This window comes from Breoghania sp., from assembly GCF_963674635.1.
Taxonomy (GTDB): domain Bacteria; phylum Pseudomonadota; class Alphaproteobacteria; order Rhizobiales; family Stappiaceae; genus Breoghania.
Genome location: NZ_OY771475.1, coordinates 1,085,113 through 1,101,162, shown reverse-complemented (window position 1 = coordinate 1,101,162; position 16,050 = coordinate 1,085,113). Strand labels below are relative to the sequence as shown.

General features: G+C 58.5%; 17 protein-coding genes, 1 tRNA gene and 1 pseudogene. 12 read left to right on the top strand and 7 right to left on the bottom strand.

The features are described 5' to 3' along the window. Positions 1-2: 2 nt before the first annotated feature. Genes ABGM93_RS04905 through ABGM93_RS04890 form a run of 4 tightly spaced genes read left to right on the top strand, consistent with a single transcriptional unit; the run spans position 3 to position 1,821 of the window. Positions 3-455 (top strand): flagellar biosynthesis protein R, encoded by a 453-nt coding sequence (locus ABGM93_RS04905; protein WP_321503970.1) that lies wholly within the window; start codon positions 3-5, stop codon positions 453-455. A gap of 2 nt (positions 456-457) precedes the next feature. Continuing rightward, a complete protein-coding gene (locus tag ABGM93_RS04900; protein ID WP_321503969.1) occupies positions 458-919 on the top strand; it encodes a rod-binding protein in 462 nt (153 codons plus the stop codon). Positions 920-948: 29 nt separating this feature from the next. Further along, the gene (locus ABGM93_RS04895) at positions 949-1,362 is read left to right on the top strand and encodes a hypothetical protein (RefSeq protein WP_321503968.1); all 414 of its coding nucleotides are present in this window, start codon (positions 949-951) and stop codon (positions 1,360-1,362) included. A 3-nt stretch (positions 1,363-1,365) separates the two neighbouring features. Further along, entirely contained in the window at positions 1,366-1,821 is a 456-nt protein-coding gene (locus tag ABGM93_RS04890; RefSeq protein WP_321503967.1) for a hypothetical protein, read from the top strand. Positions 1,822-2,019: 198 nt separating this feature from the next. Here ABGM93_RS04890 and ABGM93_RS04885 read toward each other — a convergent pair whose 3' ends face one another. The 7 genes and pseudogenes from ABGM93_RS04885 to motA form a co-directional block, all read right to left on the bottom strand. Next, positions 2,020-2,493 carry a hypothetical protein gene (locus ABGM93_RS04885; RefSeq protein ID WP_321505747.1) on the bottom strand — a complete coding sequence of 158 codons (474 nt, stop codon included), beginning with the start codon at positions 2,491-2,493 and terminating at the stop codon, positions 2,020-2,022. Beyond that, positions 2,493-3,569: pseudogene (gene flhB, locus ABGM93_RS04880) on the bottom strand (flagellar biosynthesis protein FlhB). The gene ABGM93_RS04885 and the pseudogene flhB overlap by 1 nt, the downstream one beginning before the upstream one ends. A gap of 115 nt (positions 3,570-3,684) precedes the next feature. Further along, positions 3,685-4,719 carry a flagellar motor switch protein FliG gene (locus tag ABGM93_RS04875; RefSeq protein ID WP_321503966.1) on the bottom strand — a complete coding sequence of 345 codons (1,035 nt, stop codon included), beginning with the start codon at positions 4,717-4,719 and terminating at the stop codon, positions 3,685-3,687. Between the two features lie 98 nt (positions 4,720-4,817). Then, positions 4,818-5,225, bottom strand: coding sequence for a flagellar motor switch protein FliN (gene fliN / locus ABGM93_RS04870; protein ID WP_321503965.1), 408 nt, complete (start codon positions 5,223-5,225; stop codon positions 4,818-4,820). Then, positions 5,222-5,803: a hypothetical protein gene (locus ABGM93_RS04865; protein ID WP_321503964.1), complete on the bottom strand. Its 582-nt coding sequence runs from the start codon at positions 5,801-5,803 to the stop codon at positions 5,222-5,224. The genes fliN and ABGM93_RS04865 overlap by 4 nt, the downstream gene beginning before the upstream one ends. Then, entirely contained in the window at positions 5,784-6,725 is a 942-nt protein-coding gene (locus ABGM93_RS04860; RefSeq protein ID WP_321505745.1) for a FliM/FliN family flagellar motor switch protein, read from the bottom strand. Before ABGM93_RS04860 ends, ABGM93_RS04865 begins: the two co-directional genes overlap by 20 nt. A 7-nt stretch (positions 6,726-6,732) precedes the next feature. Continuing rightward, positions 6,733-7,638 (bottom strand): flagellar motor stator protein MotA, encoded by a 906-nt coding sequence (motA, locus tag ABGM93_RS04855; RefSeq protein WP_321503963.1) that lies wholly within the window; start codon positions 7,636-7,638, stop codon positions 6,733-6,735. 344 nt (positions 7,639-7,982) lie between these two features. Here motA and ABGM93_RS04850 point away from each other — a divergent pair, with 344 nt between their 5' ends. The 8 genes from ABGM93_RS04850 to ABGM93_RS04815 all read left to right on the top strand — a co-directional run bounded on the left by ABGM93_RS04850 (position 7,983) and on the right by ABGM93_RS04815 (position 16,042). Next, positions 7,983-8,771 carry a DUF1217 domain-containing protein gene (locus ABGM93_RS04850; protein ID WP_321503962.1) on the top strand — a complete coding sequence of 263 codons (789 nt, stop codon included), beginning with the start codon at positions 7,983-7,985 and terminating at the stop codon, positions 8,769-8,771. 3 nt (positions 8,772-8,774) lie between these two features. Continuing rightward, positions 8,775-9,500: a flagellar basal-body rod protein FlgF gene (gene flgF / locus ABGM93_RS04845; protein ID WP_321503961.1), complete on the top strand. Its 726-nt coding sequence runs from the start codon at positions 8,775-8,777 to the stop codon at positions 9,498-9,500. Positions 9,501-9,508: 8 nt separating this feature from the next. Further along, the gene (locus ABGM93_RS04840) at positions 9,509-10,192 is read left to right on the top strand and encodes a hypothetical protein (protein ID WP_321503960.1); all 684 of its coding nucleotides are present in this window, start codon (positions 9,509-9,511) and stop codon (positions 10,190-10,192) included. Continuing rightward, on the top strand, positions 10,179-11,534 hold the full coding sequence (gene fliI / locus ABGM93_RS04835) for a flagellar protein export ATPase FliI (protein WP_321503959.1): 1,356 nt from the start codon (positions 10,179-10,181) through the stop codon (positions 11,532-11,534). Before ABGM93_RS04840 ends, fliI begins: the two co-directional genes overlap by 14 nt. Positions 11,535-12,046: 512 nt before the next feature. Beyond that, positions 12,047-12,736: a response regulator transcription factor gene (locus ABGM93_RS04830; RefSeq protein ID WP_321503958.1), complete on the top strand. Its 690-nt coding sequence runs from the start codon at positions 12,047-12,049 to the stop codon at positions 12,734-12,736. A 115-nt stretch (positions 12,737-12,851) separates the two neighbouring features. After that, positions 12,852-12,941 (top strand) — tRNA-Ser (locus tag ABGM93_RS04825). An 832-nt stretch (positions 12,942-13,773) separates the two neighbouring features. Next, a complete protein-coding gene (locus ABGM93_RS04820; RefSeq protein ID WP_321503957.1) occupies positions 13,774-15,396 on the top strand; it encodes a tetrathionate reductase family octaheme c-type cytochrome in 1,623 nt (540 codons plus the stop codon). Then, on the top strand, positions 15,389-16,042 hold the full coding sequence (locus ABGM93_RS04815; RefSeq protein WP_321503956.1) for a cytochrome b/b6 domain-containing protein: 654 nt from the start codon (positions 15,389-15,391) through the stop codon (positions 16,040-16,042). Before ABGM93_RS04820 ends, ABGM93_RS04815 begins: the two co-directional genes overlap by 8 nt. Positions 16,043-16,050 lie beyond the last annotated feature (8 nt).

Genomic DNA, 16,050 nt, shown 5'->3' with positions numbered 1-16,050 from the left:
CTATGTCCCAACGTGTTGACCAAATCAACCGTATCCTGAAACTCCAGCGCCAGTTGCACAGGCTGTCCGAATGGGTCCTGATTTCCCTGGATCAAAAGGACCGGACGCTCGTGGAAAACCAGGAACGCGTGCTGACATCGCTGTCCGGCGGTGATCTCGCGCTGCACGATCGCTTTATCCGCAACGCCTCCCGACGTTTGAAAACCATCGCTTCCGAACAGAGCCGTATTCAGGAAACGCGCCAGTGTGTGCGGGCCGGGTTGCAGCGGCAGGAGCGCATGATGGAGGTGACCAAACGCCAGCTTGGTCAGATGGAGCGCGAAGAAAGTGCGTGCGAGGAAAAGCGGCAACTTGAGGTTGTGCTGGACGCCATGTTGTCCGGGGTCGAAGCAAGCCTCACACAAGCACACGATCGTACGATCCGAAAGAGACAAGATGCGAACCGTGAGCCTTGAATATGGCGATTCAGCCCCCCACAGATCTGGTGCTTGATGTTGCACGTGCAGCCGACCCGGAAAAGTTGAAAGCCGCTGCAAACCGCCTGAAGGCGATCGCGCAGAGCTCAGCGCTCGACGCGCCGGACTTCGACAACACCTTCGACACCGTCACGAACGATCTCGCGGCTGGCGGAACACGTCCTCATCACGCTGCCGACGTGACACCCATACGGACCAGCTTGCGCGCAAAAGCAGCGATGGCCGCAAGCCTGTCTCCCGCGCGGCAATTCGAGGCTTTGATCCTGCAACAGTTTATCGAGGTCATGCTGCCCCAGGACGCGGAAACGGTCTTTGGCGAGGGCACCGCCGGCGATATCTGGAAATCCATGATGGCTGAGCAGATCAGCAAGCAAGTCGTCTCTGCCGGCGGCGTTGGCATCTCAGAAATAGTCGAAAAAACAATAACATCTGCCAAGGCATAACAGCAATCTGTGAGGAGGTTTCGATCTCAATGGAAAACCTGCCAGCGGAATACCAAACGCAGCCGAAGTCGGCTCAACCTGTCGTCAACGGATACGGTATGAGGGCTTTGTTCCTTGCCATTCAACGGGCCAATGAAGCGGTCACGTCCGAGACAACGGCCTTGCGTCAAGGTGTTCGGGTCGACCTGCGCGATTTCGAGCGGCGCAAGAGCCAGGCTTTACTCGATCTGACGCGAGCAGGGGAAAACCTCGCCGAAGGGCCGTTCGGTCCGGAAGTCGCCGAGACGCTCGGCATGCTGCGCAACAATCTGAAAGACAACATGCAACTGCTTTCGACCCATCTCCAAGCGGTTCGCGAGATTTCCGAGATGATATCTCGCTCGCTGATCGAGGCGGATTCTGACGGCACCTATACACGCGACACCGGAAGGGGCATCGCCTAAACCATGTTCAGGGGCATCCTCATTGGAATCTGGATGGCGGCGGTCACGGCTGGTTCAAGCTATGGCGCCGTCTACTGGATGACCCAATACCACGGCATTGACCCCGCTACTGCGGTGATCGATGGCCTCGACTACGAAAAGACCCGTGCCATCAACGTGCCCATGATCGCGAATGGGCGGTTGCAGGGCTACGTGGTCGCACAATTCGTCTTTACCGCCGATGCGGCTGCCCTCGCGCGCCTCTCCGTGCCACCGCACCCTTTCGTCGTCGATGAAGCCTTTCGGCTGCTCTACGAGGACCGCACCCTCGATTTCCAGAATCTGGAGCGCTACGATATCGAGAGCCTCACACGGCAAATCCGCGAGCGGGTCAACACGCGAATGAACGGCGAGCTGATCCATGACGTGTTGGTCGAGGAACTCAACTATTTCTCAAAGGAAGACGTGGTCTCCAACTGACGCGGTCTTCTCCGAGCGCGTGCGCACACCATCGCATGACCAGATTGGGGCCGTCGAACAACCGTTCGGCGGCCCTTTTTCATGTGGGGCGCGCCAGGTGCAAGATGTCACGCAGGCAATGACGGACATCCCGGCGCGCAGCGGCCGTTTCTAAGACAAGGCAACGGGAACGGAAGGGAGGTCTGGCGGCTGCAGGATCTACTGAAAGATCCGGCTCCTGGCGCGCGGGCCCGGCAGACGTGCGTCTTTCAGGGCGCTGATCAAAAGCTCGGTATTCGCCTGCGGGTTCTCGGACGGCTCGGAGAACTCGATGTGATACATATCCACGCCAGCCTGCAGGGCCGACAGGGACAATCCGAAATGGATCCAGACGCCGTGGTGCCGGAATTGCAGGTCGAGAATGATGGTGGGGGTGCTGCCCCAGGTCAGCTCGAGATTGGCAGCTGATCCGTAACACATCGTGTTGGGCTTGAAATAGAGCTCGGTCGATGACCGGACGAGGTCATCGATATTCGCATGCTTGCCGGCAAGCACGTGAAATATCAGATCCGTGACATCGATCAGGCGCAGCTCGGCAGCAACATCCTGGATCGCTTGCGCCAGAATCTGCTCGCGTTTTTTGCTGCTATCACCGGTAATACGAGGCGACGCGCTTACTCCTGCTGACTCCATCACTCGACCATGTTGTTGCTGCGTGAGTAGACATAGTAAATTACCTCGGCAACTGCACGATAGAATTGCGGGGGAATCATACGGTCGACTTCGACAGCAGGGAACAGTGCGCGTGCGAGTTCCTTATTCTCTACAACCGGGATCTGGTTTTCCTCGGCGATCTGTCGGATCTTGAGGGCAATCAGGTCCTGGCCCTTGGCAACGACCATGGGCGCGGCATCTTCGTCCCGCTCATAGCGCAACGCAACAGCAAAATGGGTCGGATTTGCGATGACGAGGGTCGCCTTGGGGATGCCCGCCATCATGCGATTGCGGGCGCGGTCGCGCGCGAGCGAGCGCATGCGGGCCTTGACGAGGGGGTCGCCCTCCATCTGCTTGTGCTAGTCCTTGATGTCACGGTGACTCATGCGCAGTTTGCGGCGCCAGTTCTTGCGCGCCCACACAAGGTCTGCGGCGACGAGCACGATCGTGGTAATGGCGACACCGGACAGAAGCCGCATGGCCACACGCAGGATGGTTTCAGGCAGATTTCCGGGATCCGTGAACATGGCATTCACCAGGACCTGTTGATCTGAACGCAAGACCAGAAACGCGACGCCGGCAATTGTCGTGAACTTGAACAGCGCCTTGAGAAATTCAATGAGGCCGTCCAGGCCGAACATCCGTTTCCAGCCCTTCGTGATTGAAAGGCGCGACAGATCCGGCTTGATGCGTTCGCCGACGACGCGTGGTGCATTCTGGAACCAGGCCGCGGCAAGGCCGCCGCCCATGAGCAGGACGACAATCGGGACGAGGAACAGCCCCAGTTCCAGGCCGATGTAGCGGGCAAGCAAGATGGCATCAGCAGCGTTTCCAAGCTGTATTCCCCTGGCATCGTCGATAAACCGCGTCAGGACCTGACTGATCCGACGACCCTCTGAGAGGGTGAAGAAACTACCGATCAGGAGCATCACCAGAAAAGAAACGAGAACCGATGCCTCCTTCGAGGCGGGGACATTTCCCTTCTCGATCGCATCGCTGATTTTCTTCTCTGTTGGCTCTTCTGTTTTGGAGTCTTCGTCCTGTGAGTCCGACATCTTGTTTCGCCTGACGGTTTACACGGGAAAGAGGCTCCGGGAGCCGACGCGCAATCTGATTGCGGAGAATTCGAGCAATGCCGATCGCTTTCAGGCCGATCGGTGCAGCGAAGGGTCAGCTGAAATACGTTCTTTCCTCTTGCTTGGGATTGAGATCGATTTCTCCCCGGCCTGCCATTTCCAGAGCCAGGTCGGTGATCGTCCGGCGCGCTTCCAGGACCTCGCGTTGGGTGGAGGGCTCTCCGGAATTGAGTTCGAACTCCACGATCCGTCGCATGCGAGAGGTCAGGGAAGACAGAATGCTCTCGCGGAACTGAGGCGAAGTGCCCTTGAGGGCCATGACGACATTGTCCGTGGAAATCTGGTCGAAGATCGCCATTTTCGTGCGAGCATTCAGATCGACGATATCGTCGAAAGTGAAGAGCAGGCCCTTCAGCATTTCAGCGGACTTCGGACGCTCGTCATTGAGGCTGGTGAGCGCCTCTTCCATATGCTCGCGATCCATCTTGTTGAGGATGTCGGCCATGCGGGCAAAGCTGTCTGCTTCCATCGAGCCGGAAAGGTTCAACATGAAGTCCTCATGCAGGGTCTTTTCCACGTCGCGCATGACTTCCTGGACGATCGGCTTGATGGATAGCATGCGTCGCATGAGCTGGTTGCGCACCGGCGTGGCAAGCTGACTCAGCACCTTGGCCGCGCTGGCAGGGCGTATCTTGGACAGGATCAGGGCCGCTGTCTGCGGGTGTTCCTTGGCCAGATAGTTGGCCAGAACCGTTTCGGAGACCGTCGTGATCCGATCCCAGATGGAGCGGTTTGAGTTGCCCAGAACGTCGGACATGATTTCCGACACGGCATCCTCGGGCAAAACGCCATCGAGCATCTTCTCCACTTCGCCGGCCGTACCGAACAAGCTTGCGCCATGCGCGAACTGGTTCAGGAACTGATCGGCAAGGTCGTCAAGCTCGGAGGCGCTGACCGCGCCCAGCTGGGCCGCATTGAGCGTAATGAGCCGGATCTCTTCCTGATCGAAATGCCTCAGCAACCGCGAGGCGTTGGGCTTGCCCATGGCCAGAAGAAGGGCCGCGACCTTCTGAATGCCGCGAAGCGGCTGGGCCCTGCGCTGGTGTTCGGCGCTCACATTGGCATTCATAATCGTTCATCCACTGTCAGTCGGGCACTGGCGCGCGCGCGCAGTCGCTCTGGCCGAGGCGGGGACCATGGCCGCCACGGTCCCTGTTACGTCATTGATCAGGCTTCAATGCCCGTATTCTGATTTCCGATAATCTCGGTCAGGGAGACCCCGAAACGGGAGTTGTCGTCTTCCACGACCACCACTTCGCCCCGCGCAACAACGCGACCGTTCACAACGATGTCGACGGGCTCGCCGACCCGGTGGTTGAGGGGAATGACCGATCCGCGGCCAAGCTTCAGCAGGTTCGCCACGAGCATGGAGGCGGAACCGAGCACAACCTGAACATCCACCGGAATGCCGAGGATCGTGTCCAGATTGCGCCTTTCACCGTCCTCTCCATCCTCAGCCAGCTGAGCCCGGGTCACGTGAGCCGCATCGGCCGCACCGAAATCATGCATTTTCGCATTGAGTACGGTTTCATCGGCGTCAGCTGCATTGGCTTCATATTCGTCGAAGTTGCTCATTTCGAGTTATCCTTGTCGCCTACGGAAACGGACCGGAACGAGCCCGCATAGGTCTTGTCGTCAATTCGCTGGATACGCAGTTCGTTGCCCCCGGAAGAGAGCGAGGCGGAGGGATCGATTGCGAGGCTGTTGCCCTGGCCGGCGTGGATCCGCCCGCTTTCACATTGACCCGTGTCGTCGAGCACCTTGGCTCGGCGGTTGGCCATTCTCTCCTTGAGGGGGCGCATGCCCTTGACCTCTCCAAGCTTCTCGCGCTCGGCCACAAGCTGGCGCATCTCGGTGCGAAGCGCGGCCTGCTGCTTGCGTGCCTCTCGGGTCAGTCCATCAATGTCGGCGATGATCCCGCGCGCATCGTCCATGCGCGACCCCAGCGCATTGAGCACCTGCGTTCCCCGCACGTTGATCTCCTGGATGGAGACCTCGATGCCGTCGAGCGCCAGCGTGGTCTGGTCAAATATCCGCTGATAGTCGGCGTGATAGGAGCCGAGACGTTTCAGCTCCCGGTACATCGCAACAATTTTGACGCTGGTGATCACGAGCGCGACCATCAGCACCGCATCAACGAGATAGGAGATCATCTAGCAGATCCTCATTCTGATAGATCAGATCCTCCACCTGCAGCGTGTAGGCGCCGTCGAGACGCCCGAGGCGACAGGTGAAGATCGGCTGCTTGTTGCATTCAAGCTGAACAGGGCTTCTCGGCGTGGCTTGCAATTCGATGAGTTGGCCAACCTTGAGATCGACGATCTCACCGAGTGTCATCTGGCGCTCTTCCATGATCGCCTGGAGTTTCACCTCTGTGCGCTGGATCTCGCTCTGGAAGTGATGGGTCCATTCCTTGTCGCGGTTGGTCATCTCGCCGGAGATGACCTGAGAGAGCCGTTGGCGCAATGGATTGAGCGTGGAGTGCGGCATGATCACGAAGACCTCGCCGCCGCGCCCGATTGCCTGAACCAGCAGCCGCGCAACGACCGCCGGATTGTTCCGCCGCCCGAGAATGGCGAAATCCATCCGGCTCTCGATCCGCTCCAGCTTCAGTTTCGTGGCGGCGATCGGTTTGAAGGATTCCTGAAGCGCCTTTGCAGCTTCCTCAAAAATCCCGCGTGCAATTCGCGTCTCGATATTGGAGAAATTGCGTTCATCATCGATGGGCGGCTCGGTTCCGTCGGACCCGAACAGGACATCGGCCAGCGTGAAGATGAAGTCGCGGTCAAAGCCGATCAGGATGCGCGAATCCCATTCGCGTGAGTGGTAGACGGCAACCAGCGCGTTGGATTCATATTCGTCGAGAACGTCGCCGATGCGTTCATTGTCGATGTAGCTGACCGAAACGTAGGACGGTGAGGTCGACTTCTGTCGCATCGCATCCGCAAACAGACGCGCCATTCGATCGAAGAGGACCGGCAGCATCGGCAGACGTTCGACCGATATGCCCGCGGCGTCGAGGAGGCGATCGGTGATCTGTGACCGATCGGCAGCATTTGCGGTTGCTGTGGTCATCATGGTCTCAGGCCGCTCCCTTCTGGTTCAGTTCCTGAACGTTTTCACCCAGCGACGCTGCGCCATGCGTCATCGTCTCGTTTTCGACTTCGTCGATGGAGGGACGGCTTGCAGCATTGATGGTCTTGCGTCCGTGCTCGATAGCGATCTGAGGGGCTGCGCCATTCATGAACGCCAGCAGGGACTGCTTGACGATGATGTAAGGCCGCATGCGGCTCTCCCTGACGCCCTTGATGTTGTTCGCCAACGGCGTCACCAGTGCGTAGGACAGGAAGATCCCGAGAAAAGTGCCCACCAGAGCCGCGCCGATAAGAGCGCCGAGGATCTGAGGCGACTGGTCAATTGCGCCCATTGCCTTGATCACGCCAAGCACGGCGGCGACGATGCCGATCGCGGGCAGGGCTTCTGCAAGAACGCTCAAAGCCAGATACGGCTTCATCTTGTCCCGTGCGATGGTGCTGAGTTCTTCATCCATCAGCGCCTCGATTTCATGCGGTCGCGCATTGCCCACGATGATCAGGCGGAAGTAGTCGCAAACGAACGTCCGAAGAGCATTGTGCTTGGCGACAGTCGGAAACCGCCGGAAGATCTCGGAATTGACCGGATCTTCGATATGCGGTTCCACTTCGTTGCGACCCTTGGCGCGTAGTTCGCGCATGAGGGCGTAGAGGATGCCGAGAACGTCGAGATAATCACGTTTGCGCGGGACCGAGTTCAACAGTGCCTCGCCAACGGACTTGATGCTGTCCTTGATCACCTTGACCGGGTTGGCGACGACATAGGTCCCCAACGCAACGCCGCAAATGATCACCACTTCGAATGGCTGCCACAGCACGGAAACCTTGCCGCCAAGGGCGGCAAAGCCACCAATAAGCGACGCGCCTGCGATGATCAGGCCGATGATGATAGTCAATTGCCGCCTCCTGCGTGTGCTGGCCCGTTTGTAGTGGGCGGACACTAGGGGGCGAGGCTTGCCTGAAGCTGTACGCCCCGCGACGCCCCCATCGGAAACGGTCGAGAGTGCATTGGACGAGGCGGCGGGCGGCATCCCGCGCGCCCGCGTATTCATATGAGGGCAAGGGGCATTCTGGAGTGGGCGCGGGAAAAGGCGGCCGGTCAGACTTGAAAATATCCGGACAAATCAAACTCTTCGGGATAGCCGGGCGCTTCGGCCCTCTGCGGGCTGGTCAGCTTGAGACAAGCCTCGCGAAGCATCATGGCATCTCAAATTGCCCGACAGGAGATGAGGCCGGCCCGATGATCAGCACGATGACCCAATATCAGCTTGTAAACGGCAATCTGGATCGCTCGATGCGAGTGGTTGCTGCTGATCCAATCGTTGAACGGGAAACCGAGTATTATCTTGAGAATATCGGCGACGTTAAGACGATCGACGAGTTCCTGGAAGATGATCGGCTCTTCAGCTACGCGATGAAGGCTGCAGGTCTGAGCGACATGACTTATGCCAAGGCATTCATGCGCAAGGTTCTGGAAGAGGGAACCGACGACCGCAACGCCTTCGCCAACCGTTTGGCAGATGAGCGTTACAAGGATTTCGCCAAGACCTTCAACTTCGTGCGTTATGGCGAGGCCGCCACATCGTTTGAGCGCGCCGGCCAGGGTGTCGTCGACAAATACCACCGTCAGACGCTTGAGGAAAACGAAGGCAACACGAATGACGGCGTGAGGTTGGCGCTCTATTTCACGCGCAAGGCCCCTGACATTTCCAATGTCTATGAGATCCTGGCCGACAAGGCTTTGGCGCAGGTGGTCTATGCCGCGCTCGGGCTTCCCGACAGCTTCGCAACCGCCAACATCGATAAGCAGGCCGCTTACATCGAGAACAATATCGATCTGGCGGACTTCCAGGATCCGGAAAAGCTGGACAAGTTCATGCAGCGCTTTTCCGCCATGTACGACATGAAGAATGGCTTGCCGCTGGCGACTTCACCGGCCCTTCAGCTCATATCCTCCGCCAATAGCACCGTGGCTATCGGACAGGATCTGCTCACAAGTATCCAGACGCTCAAGCTCGGGGGATTTTGAGACATGGAATCCACCCTGAACGTTTCATTGTCGAGCCAGGTTGCCATATCTCGCAGGCTTGAGACTGTCGCGCGCAATGTCGCCAATATGAATACGGTGGGCTATCGGGCCGATGAGGTTAAGTTCTCGCAAGTTCTCTCAACCGCCGGAGAGGATCCCGTATCCTTTGCCAATGGCGGCGAGATCTACATCTCGCGCCAGAATGGCGCGTTGACCAAGACCGACAATCAGCTCGATGTCGCAGTCGAAGGGGAGGGCTGGTTTGCCCTTCGCACTCCCCCAGGGATTGCCTATACCCGAGATGGCCGGTTGACGATGGGGGCCGACGGTGTCTTGCGTTCCGTGAACGACTATCCGGTTCTTGATGCCGGTGGCTTGCCGATTGCGCTGGATCCGGAAGCCGGTCCGCCGACAATTGCGCGCGACGGAACCATTTTCCAGGGTGGAAACCAGCTCGGCGCGCTCGGGCTGTTCTCAATCGGGGCGGAAGCAAAGCTTGCCCGCCTGGACAACTCCGCCGTTATCCCCGATCAACCCGCGACCCCCATCCTCGACTTCACCAAGGATGGCGTCGTGCAGGGGTATACCGAGAGTTCCAACGTGAACCCGATCCGCGAAATGACCCGCATGATCGAGCTCACCCGAACCTTCGAGAGCATCTCCAAGATGGTCGATAGCGGGTCGGAAAACCAGCAGAAGGTCATCCGTGAACTGGGTGACAGCGCATGAGCGCGCCAATGCTCAATCCTGTTGTCATGCGGATCGAACATGCCGACGGGCCCTTGCGTCCAGACGCTTTCTCGAACGTTCGCGCGGCCAGGGCGTCAACCGATGCTGCGGGAAGCAGTTCGGGCAAGGCGAGGTCGGGGCCCGAATTTTCGGATTTTCTCGACACGATCAATCCACTGCAGCAGCTGCCGATTGTCGGCCCCATCTATCGAGCGCTTACGGGGGACGAGATATCGCCCGAGGCCCATTACGCCGGCAGCGCCCTTTATGGTCTGGCCCTTGGAGGTCCGATCGGGATGGGGGCCATGGTGGGCCTGGCGATAGCCGAAGATGTGGTCACAGACCATTTCTCGTCATCTGACGTCGCAATCGCGGCCGCTGGAAACGACGATGCTGCTCCCCGCACCTCGGTCGATGTCGTATCTCAAGAAGACCATCCGGGCGCGACGGTTGTTGCTTCGGGGGAAGAAGAGATCGCCTTGGCGACAACGGACGGAACCCCGCTGGACCTGTTCCAGTGGCTTCGACCGGAAGCGACAAGCGCGGGCTTTTCGATCGAGACAGTCAGCGAACCTTTCGCGCCCGCCAGCGTGAACGATGTCGCCGCGCACCCGAACAACCATCTTCCGTTGAGCGTTCTGGAAGCGCTGCGCCAGCGGCATGTGGGGCTGCTGCAAAATGAACAAACTTGAACGGCTTGAGCGGACGGTCGCGTCCACGCTTCAGGAAATCGCTCCGGTGCGGATTGGTGGACGTATCAATCAGGTCGCGCCCAACTTCTATCGTGTCGTCGGGCTTTCTCCGTTTGTCTGCCTTGGCGACACGGTGTTGCTTGAGACCAAGGAGAAGCCCCAGCGCGGCGAAGTCATCCGTCTGGACGAGGACGAGGCGATCGTCAAACCGTTCGGGCGTCAGACTGCAGTCGGTATCGGCACGAAAGTCTATCGCGTTGGCGGACTGACCATCCATCCCGATCCCTCGTGGAAGGGCAGGGTGGTCAACGCCCTTGGCCAGCCCGTGGATGACAAGGGCTTGCTTCCCGCAGGCGAACGCGCCGTGCCGCTCGACCGGGATCCTCCCCCTTCATTGAAAAGATCGCGCGTCTCCAAGGGATTGCGCACTGGGGTACGGGTCGTGGATCTGTTCTCACCACTCTGCGTGGGACAGCGCGTCGGCATCTTTGCAGGCTCGGGCGTCGGCAAGTCCACTCTGCTGGCCATGTTTGCGCGATCCGGCGATTTCGATACCGTCGTCGTGGGCCTGGTTGGAGAGCGCTCCCGGGAAGTGCGCGAATTCATCGAGGATGCGCTGGGCGATGCCATCGAAAAGTCGGTGGTTGTCGTATCCACCGGCGATGAAAGCCCGATGATGCGCCGGTTGGCGCCGAAGACGGCAATGACGATTGCCGAGCATTTTCGGGACCGGGGCGAGTCTGTTCTTCTCATCATTGACAGCGCCACCCGCTTTGCCCATGCCGCACGCGATGTCGCCATGGCAGCCGGTGAACCGCCCGTCGCGCGCGGCTATACGCCGAGTGTCTTTTCCGAACTTCCGCGTCTTCTGGAACGGGCCGGGCCCGGCGAAAACGGAAGTGGCGCAATCACCGGCGTCTTTTCGGTGCTGGTGGATGGTGACGACCATAACGATCCCGTTGCCGACAGCATCCGTGGCATCCTCGATGGTCATATCAAACTGGATCGATCCATTGCGGATGGGGGCCGTTTCCCTGCCGTGGATGTGCTTGGCTCCGTGTCCCGCCTTGCCCAGCATGCCTGGACACCTGAGCAGCGTGAACTCGTGATGCGGCTCAAGGGGCTGATTTCGCGATTTGAAGATACGCGCGACCTGCGTCTCATGGGCGGTTATCAGCCCGGAAACGACACGCAACTCGACTACGCCTGCCAGATCGTGCCGAAGATTTATGAAGCCCTGAGGCAGGGAAGCCGCGACAAGATTGCCGGTGATCCCTTTGACTATCTGGCCAGAGCGCTGTCTTCCGATACGAACGGCAGCGACACGCCGCCCGCGGCCTGATATTCGGCGATCGCGCGCCCGCGTTTCGCCAATTCTTCCCCACTCAAATTGCAGCGATTGAAGCTGATGAAGCCGCAGGCGGCTGCCGCCCAGACGCGCCCGGTTCTTGCCGCGCTGTGGCTCTGATTCTCTCTCCAAGCCAAATCCCGATCTTTTAACGAACAGATTCGCCGTTGGAGGGACCAATCCCGGAGCGAATCGGGGAAAAATTGCGCAGTTATTCACCGCTTCTCCGTGAATTCGAAAACTCAACAAAAAAAGTATAAACCGCTTCTTATTATGCTGTTATGCCGCACTTGGATCATGATTTTGGCGTAGTGATATCAGTACAATTCTGTAGGCAAAAGATTTGCAAAGTGGAATAAAACAACATCTAATAAAATTTATTTATTTCGTACACCGAATTTAAAGAATGCAGTATCATTCAGCGCCATAAGCACCTAGAAACGTTTGACGGACATTTTAATTGCCAATAGGCATTGTCCTGGCTGAGTATTCGGGGGCTAATTGCCGTGTTCATAATTGTGGATGAGCGAGAGATCGTAACCAATGGCTACGCCTCTGGCTTCAAAAGAGAAGGCGTTTCTTCGCTCGGCTTGATGCCGGAAGAGTTCAGCGATTGGGTTACAACAACGCCGCAAGAAGAATTGGGTGCTGTTGACGCATTCCTGATAGGCGACTGTGAGGGTCGTCAAACCTATCCGCGTATCATCCGAAATCGGATTCGCCAGGCGCCGGTGCTCGCGCTTAACGAGAAGCCGAGCCTTGAGCTAACCCTAGAGTTGTTTGCCGCCGGCGTGGACGACGTTCTGCGAAAGCCTGTTCATGTTCGCGAGATCATGGCTCGCGTAGGAGCCATCCGGCGTCGCGCTACGGAAGATGCTGAGAACATGGATGTCGGCAATATCCGAGTGTTTTTCGATGGCCGGGATCCGGTGGTCGCGGGTGAGGAGTTTGCCTTGCCTCGTCGCGAGCGGCGTATCCTGGAATTCATGGCGCGCAATCACGGTCGCCGTGTAACCAAGACGCAGATATACAATGCGGTCTATGGTCTGATGAACGAGGACGTGGATGAGAGTGTTGTGGAGAGCCACATCTCCAAACTTCGCAAGAAGCTGAAGATGCAGCTTGGCTACGATCCGATCGAATCCGTTCGTTTTCTGGGCTACATGCTGAAAAAGGAAGATGAGCAGAGCTTGTGAATTCTCGGACCGGATGCGGAGGTGTTCTTCCCGCTTGGGCCTGTCCGAGGTCTGTCGCTCTGCCTCCTGCTTGACAAGCGGGCTCCAGCCCCTCAAAGGAGGGGCGACGATTTTCGGAAGAGTGGCCGAGTGGTTGAAGGCACCGGTCTTGAAAACCGGCAGGCGGGTGACCGTCTCGTGGGTTCGAATCCCACCTCTTCCGCCATTGCTCTCACCAAGCATATGATTCCGTTGGTGGTAATTCTCCTTGTGTGAAGTGGATCTCGCTCTTCTGGGGCGAGATTGCGCGAGGGGATGAGATCGATGGTCCATGCCTTGTTTCGCCGGAAGCCACATGAATGGCCCGCGCGGAAGTCGGTTCGCAAATTCGCTGACGCGTTCGCCACCGTCATTGCAGACCCATATAAGCGGGACGTGCCTTTCGGGTCTGGACGTTGCCTCGCGACGGTGTTTCAGGGCGGGCAATTGCCTCATTTCATTCCGCTTTGACATGTGAGGCCCCCGAGCGGACGCGTCTTGAACGTCTGTCCCATGCCAGATCGCGCGCATTCGCCGATCTCGGAGCAAACCCGCTGCATTGAACGATGAGACCGACAGATGACCGCAGTCCTTTCGGGACTGAGGTTTGCCGCCGTCCTGTTCATGGCGGAAATGGCGCTATTCTGAATCAGTTTCCAGCCTTCTGCGACGTCACGTTGCTGCTGGCCTTGCTGCAACATTGGCATCTGCCGCTGCGTCGTAATTGATTATTTTCAATGCTGAATATCCGCTCCGCATGATCGAATTGAGATAAGGAGCAGGCAGATCCTTGAAAAATCCGCGAAGAAGAAACCTCTTCGCGATGACCTATTTAGAGTTTGTCTTATTGGACCCGACTGCACCGGGTTGGCACACGATCCGGGAGGGGGCGTCATGCAATTTCAAAGTGTTCCGCTCAACGCGTTCAGGCTGGCAATTCGGATTGAAAGCAGGGGGCACCAATGACCGGGATCGTCAGGAATATCTCTCGTTTGATCGATGCGCGGAGCCTCTTGGGGATGCTCGCATTGGTTCTGGCCTTTGGGGCCCCGCTTTTCACCTCTCAGTCTGGCGCGCAGGAGCCTGCCCCGGAAGAGGCAGCCAGCGACAGCACGGCCGACCATTCCAAGTTCAAAATTCTCAATGGACCGTTCGCCAGCGGACAGGACGTCACGAAGGCCTGCCTGACCTGCCACAACGAAGCCGGCAAACAGGTTCAGGGATCGCTGCACTGGACATGGGACTACAAGCACGCCCGGACCGGCCAGACTCTTGGCAAAAGAAACGTGATCAACGCGTTCTGCGGCAATGTCGCGAGCAACGAGCCTCGGTGCACCAGCTGTCATATCGGATATGGCTGGGACGATATGCGCGAACCGCCACCTGCCGATGAAACGGCGGTGGATTGTCTCGTCTGTCATGCCGACAAAGAGCTCTATGCCAAGCTGGACAATCAGGCCGGACGTCCCGCCGTCGCCCCCTTCAAAGACGGTTCGAAGACGATCACGGGCGAGCAAGCCACCCCCATCGACTTGTCCGTCGCCGCCAGGAGCGTTGGTGCTCCGGGGCGCGAGAATTGCGGCCAATGCCATTTCTACGGCGGCGGCGGCGATAATGTGAAACACGGCGATCTCTCGTCCGCCCTCATGGCACCGGAGCGTTCCGTGGACGTTCATATGGCCAAAGACGGTGCGAATTTTGCCTGCTCAACCTGCCATGTCACCCATTCGCACAAGACCGCGGGCAGTCGTTACGACGTGGTGGCGAAGGATACGACGGGACGCGGCGGACCCGGAGCCTCGCGGGAGGCGGCAAGCTGTGAATCCTGTCACGGCACGAAGCCCCATCCGGGCAACTCGATCATCGCCACCAAGCTCAACCACCACACCGACCGGATCGCCTGCCAGACCTGTCATATCCCGTCTTTCGCGCGCGGCGGCGTGGCGACCAAGACCGCGTGGGACTGGTCGACTGGCGGCAAGCTGAAGGATGGCAAGCCCTATCACGAAGAGAACTTCGTGCAGAGCGACGGCAAGCATCTTCACACCTATCTGTCCACGAAGGGCGATTTCGAGTGGGGCGAGAATGTCGTGCCTTACTACGCCTGGTTCGATGGCGAGGTGAGCTACACATTGGCCGGCGACACGATCGACCCGACCAAGGTCGTCGAGATCAACGCGATCTCCGGGTCAGCCAACGATCCCGATGCCCGGATCTGGCCCTTCAAGCGGATGGTGGGACGGCAAGCCTACGACAAGAAGCTCAACCACCTTGTCTACAACAAGGTCTATGGGCCGGACACCACGACCGCCTTCTGGACGAACTTTGATTGGGCCAAGTCGATCAAGGCAGGGATGGACTACATGGGGGTGCCCTATTCGGGTGAGTTCGGCTTTGTCGATACCTTCATGTACTGGCCGATCACCCATATGGTCGCTCCCAAGGAGGATGCGCTGAAGTGTGGTGAGTGTCATTCGAAGGACGGGCGGCTTTCTGATGTGCCCGGGCTCTACATCCCGGGAGCGGCCCCGTTCTCCGACGCGACGAAGATCGGGCTCGGAATCCTGTTGTTTGTGATGATCGGCCTGCTGGGTCACATGGTCGTGCGTCTCGTGCGGTGCGGGAGGAAGGCAAATGGCTGAGCGCAAGGTCAAGATCTTCACGCGGTTCGAACGCTTCTGGCACTGGACGCAGGCGCTGCTCATCGTGACGCTGATGTTCTCGGGGCTCGGTGTCCACGGGCTGCATCATGCCCTGTATTTCGGTCAGGCGGTCACCCTCCACACCATTTCCGCCCTTTGTCTGATAGCCCTTTGGGTCTTCGCGATCTTCTGGCATCTGACCACGGGGACCTGGCGTCACTACGTGCCGGATATTTCGGGCCTCTGGCCGGTCATCCGCTACTACGCCTATGGCGTCTTCAAGTGCGAAGCGCACCCCTATCACAAGGGGTTCTGGCGCAAGCACAACCCACTTCAGGTGCTGGCCTATCTGGGGCTGAAGCTGGTTCTCTTCCCGACCATGTGGATCACCGGCATCGCCTATCTGACTTACGAGTTCTGGCAATCGACGCCGAATGCGTCCGCCAAGCTCGAACTGATAGCGAGCCTCCACCTGATCGCGGGCTACATGATTGTCAGCTTCGTCCTGATCCACGTCTATCTGCTGACGGTTGGGCACTTTTTCGAGCATGTCCGCCCGATGATCACCGGTGTGGACACGATCGATCTGACGCAGGAAGAGGAGGCCTATCTTGAGACCTCAGAGCCGCATCGCCTGAAGGGGTGAGCTCCTTG

What these genes read in the sequence shown, in the direction of transcription:
- ABGM93_RS04895 (WP_321503968.1), top strand. Translation starts at nt 949, where the DNA reads ATGGAAAACCTGCCAGCGGAATACCAAACGCAGCCGAAGTCGGCTCAA.
- flgF (WP_321503961.1), top strand. Translation starts at nt 8,775, where the DNA reads ATGGAATCCACCCTGAACGTTTCATTGTCGAGCCAGGTTGCCATATCT.
- ABGM93_RS04820 (WP_321503957.1), top strand. Translation starts at nt 13,774, where the DNA reads ATGCTCGCATTGGTTCTGGCCTTTGGGGCCCCGCTTTTCACCTCTCAG.
- fliN (WP_321503965.1), bottom strand. Translation starts at nt 5,225, where the DNA reads ATGAGCAACTTCGACGAATATGAAGCCAATGCAGCTGACGCCGATGAA.
- ABGM93_RS04890 (WP_321503967.1), top strand. Translation starts at nt 1,366, where the DNA reads ATGTTCAGGGGCATCCTCATTGGAATCTGGATGGCGGCGGTCACGGCT.
- ABGM93_RS04850 (WP_321503962.1), top strand. Translation starts at nt 7,983, where the DNA reads ATGATCAGCACGATGACCCAATATCAGCTTGTAAACGGCAATCTGGAT.
- ABGM93_RS04840 (WP_321503960.1), top strand. Translation starts at nt 9,509, where the DNA reads ATGCTCAATCCTGTTGTCATGCGGATCGAACATGCCGACGGGCCCTTG.
- ABGM93_RS04905 (WP_321503970.1), top strand. Translation starts at nt 3, where the DNA reads ATGTCCCAACGTGTTGACCAAATCAACCGTATCCTGAAACTCCAGCGC.
- fliI (WP_321503959.1), top strand. Translation starts at nt 10,179, where the DNA reads ATGAACAAACTTGAACGGCTTGAGCGGACGGTCGCGTCCACGCTTCAG.
- ABGM93_RS04815 (WP_321503956.1), top strand. Translation starts at nt 15,389, where the DNA reads ATGGCTGAGCGCAAGGTCAAGATCTTCACGCGGTTCGAACGCTTCTGG.
- ABGM93_RS04885 (WP_321505747.1), bottom strand. Translation starts at nt 2,493, where the DNA reads ATGGAGTCAGCAGGAGTAAGCGCGTCGCCTCGTATTACCGGTGATAGC.
- ABGM93_RS04900 (WP_321503969.1), top strand. Translation starts at nt 458, where the DNA reads ATGGCGATTCAGCCCCCCACAGATCTGGTGCTTGATGTTGCACGTGCA.
- ABGM93_RS04865 (WP_321503964.1), bottom strand. Translation starts at nt 5,803, where the DNA reads ATGATCTCCTATCTCGTTGATGCGGTGCTGATGGTCGCGCTCGTGATC.
- ABGM93_RS04875 (WP_321503966.1), bottom strand. Translation starts at nt 4,719, where the DNA reads ATGAATGCCAATGTGAGCGCCGAACACCAGCGCAGGGCCCAGCCGCTT.
- ABGM93_RS04860 (WP_321505745.1), bottom strand. Translation starts at nt 6,725, where the DNA reads ATGACCACAGCAACCGCAAATGCTGCCGATCGGTCACAGATCACCGAT.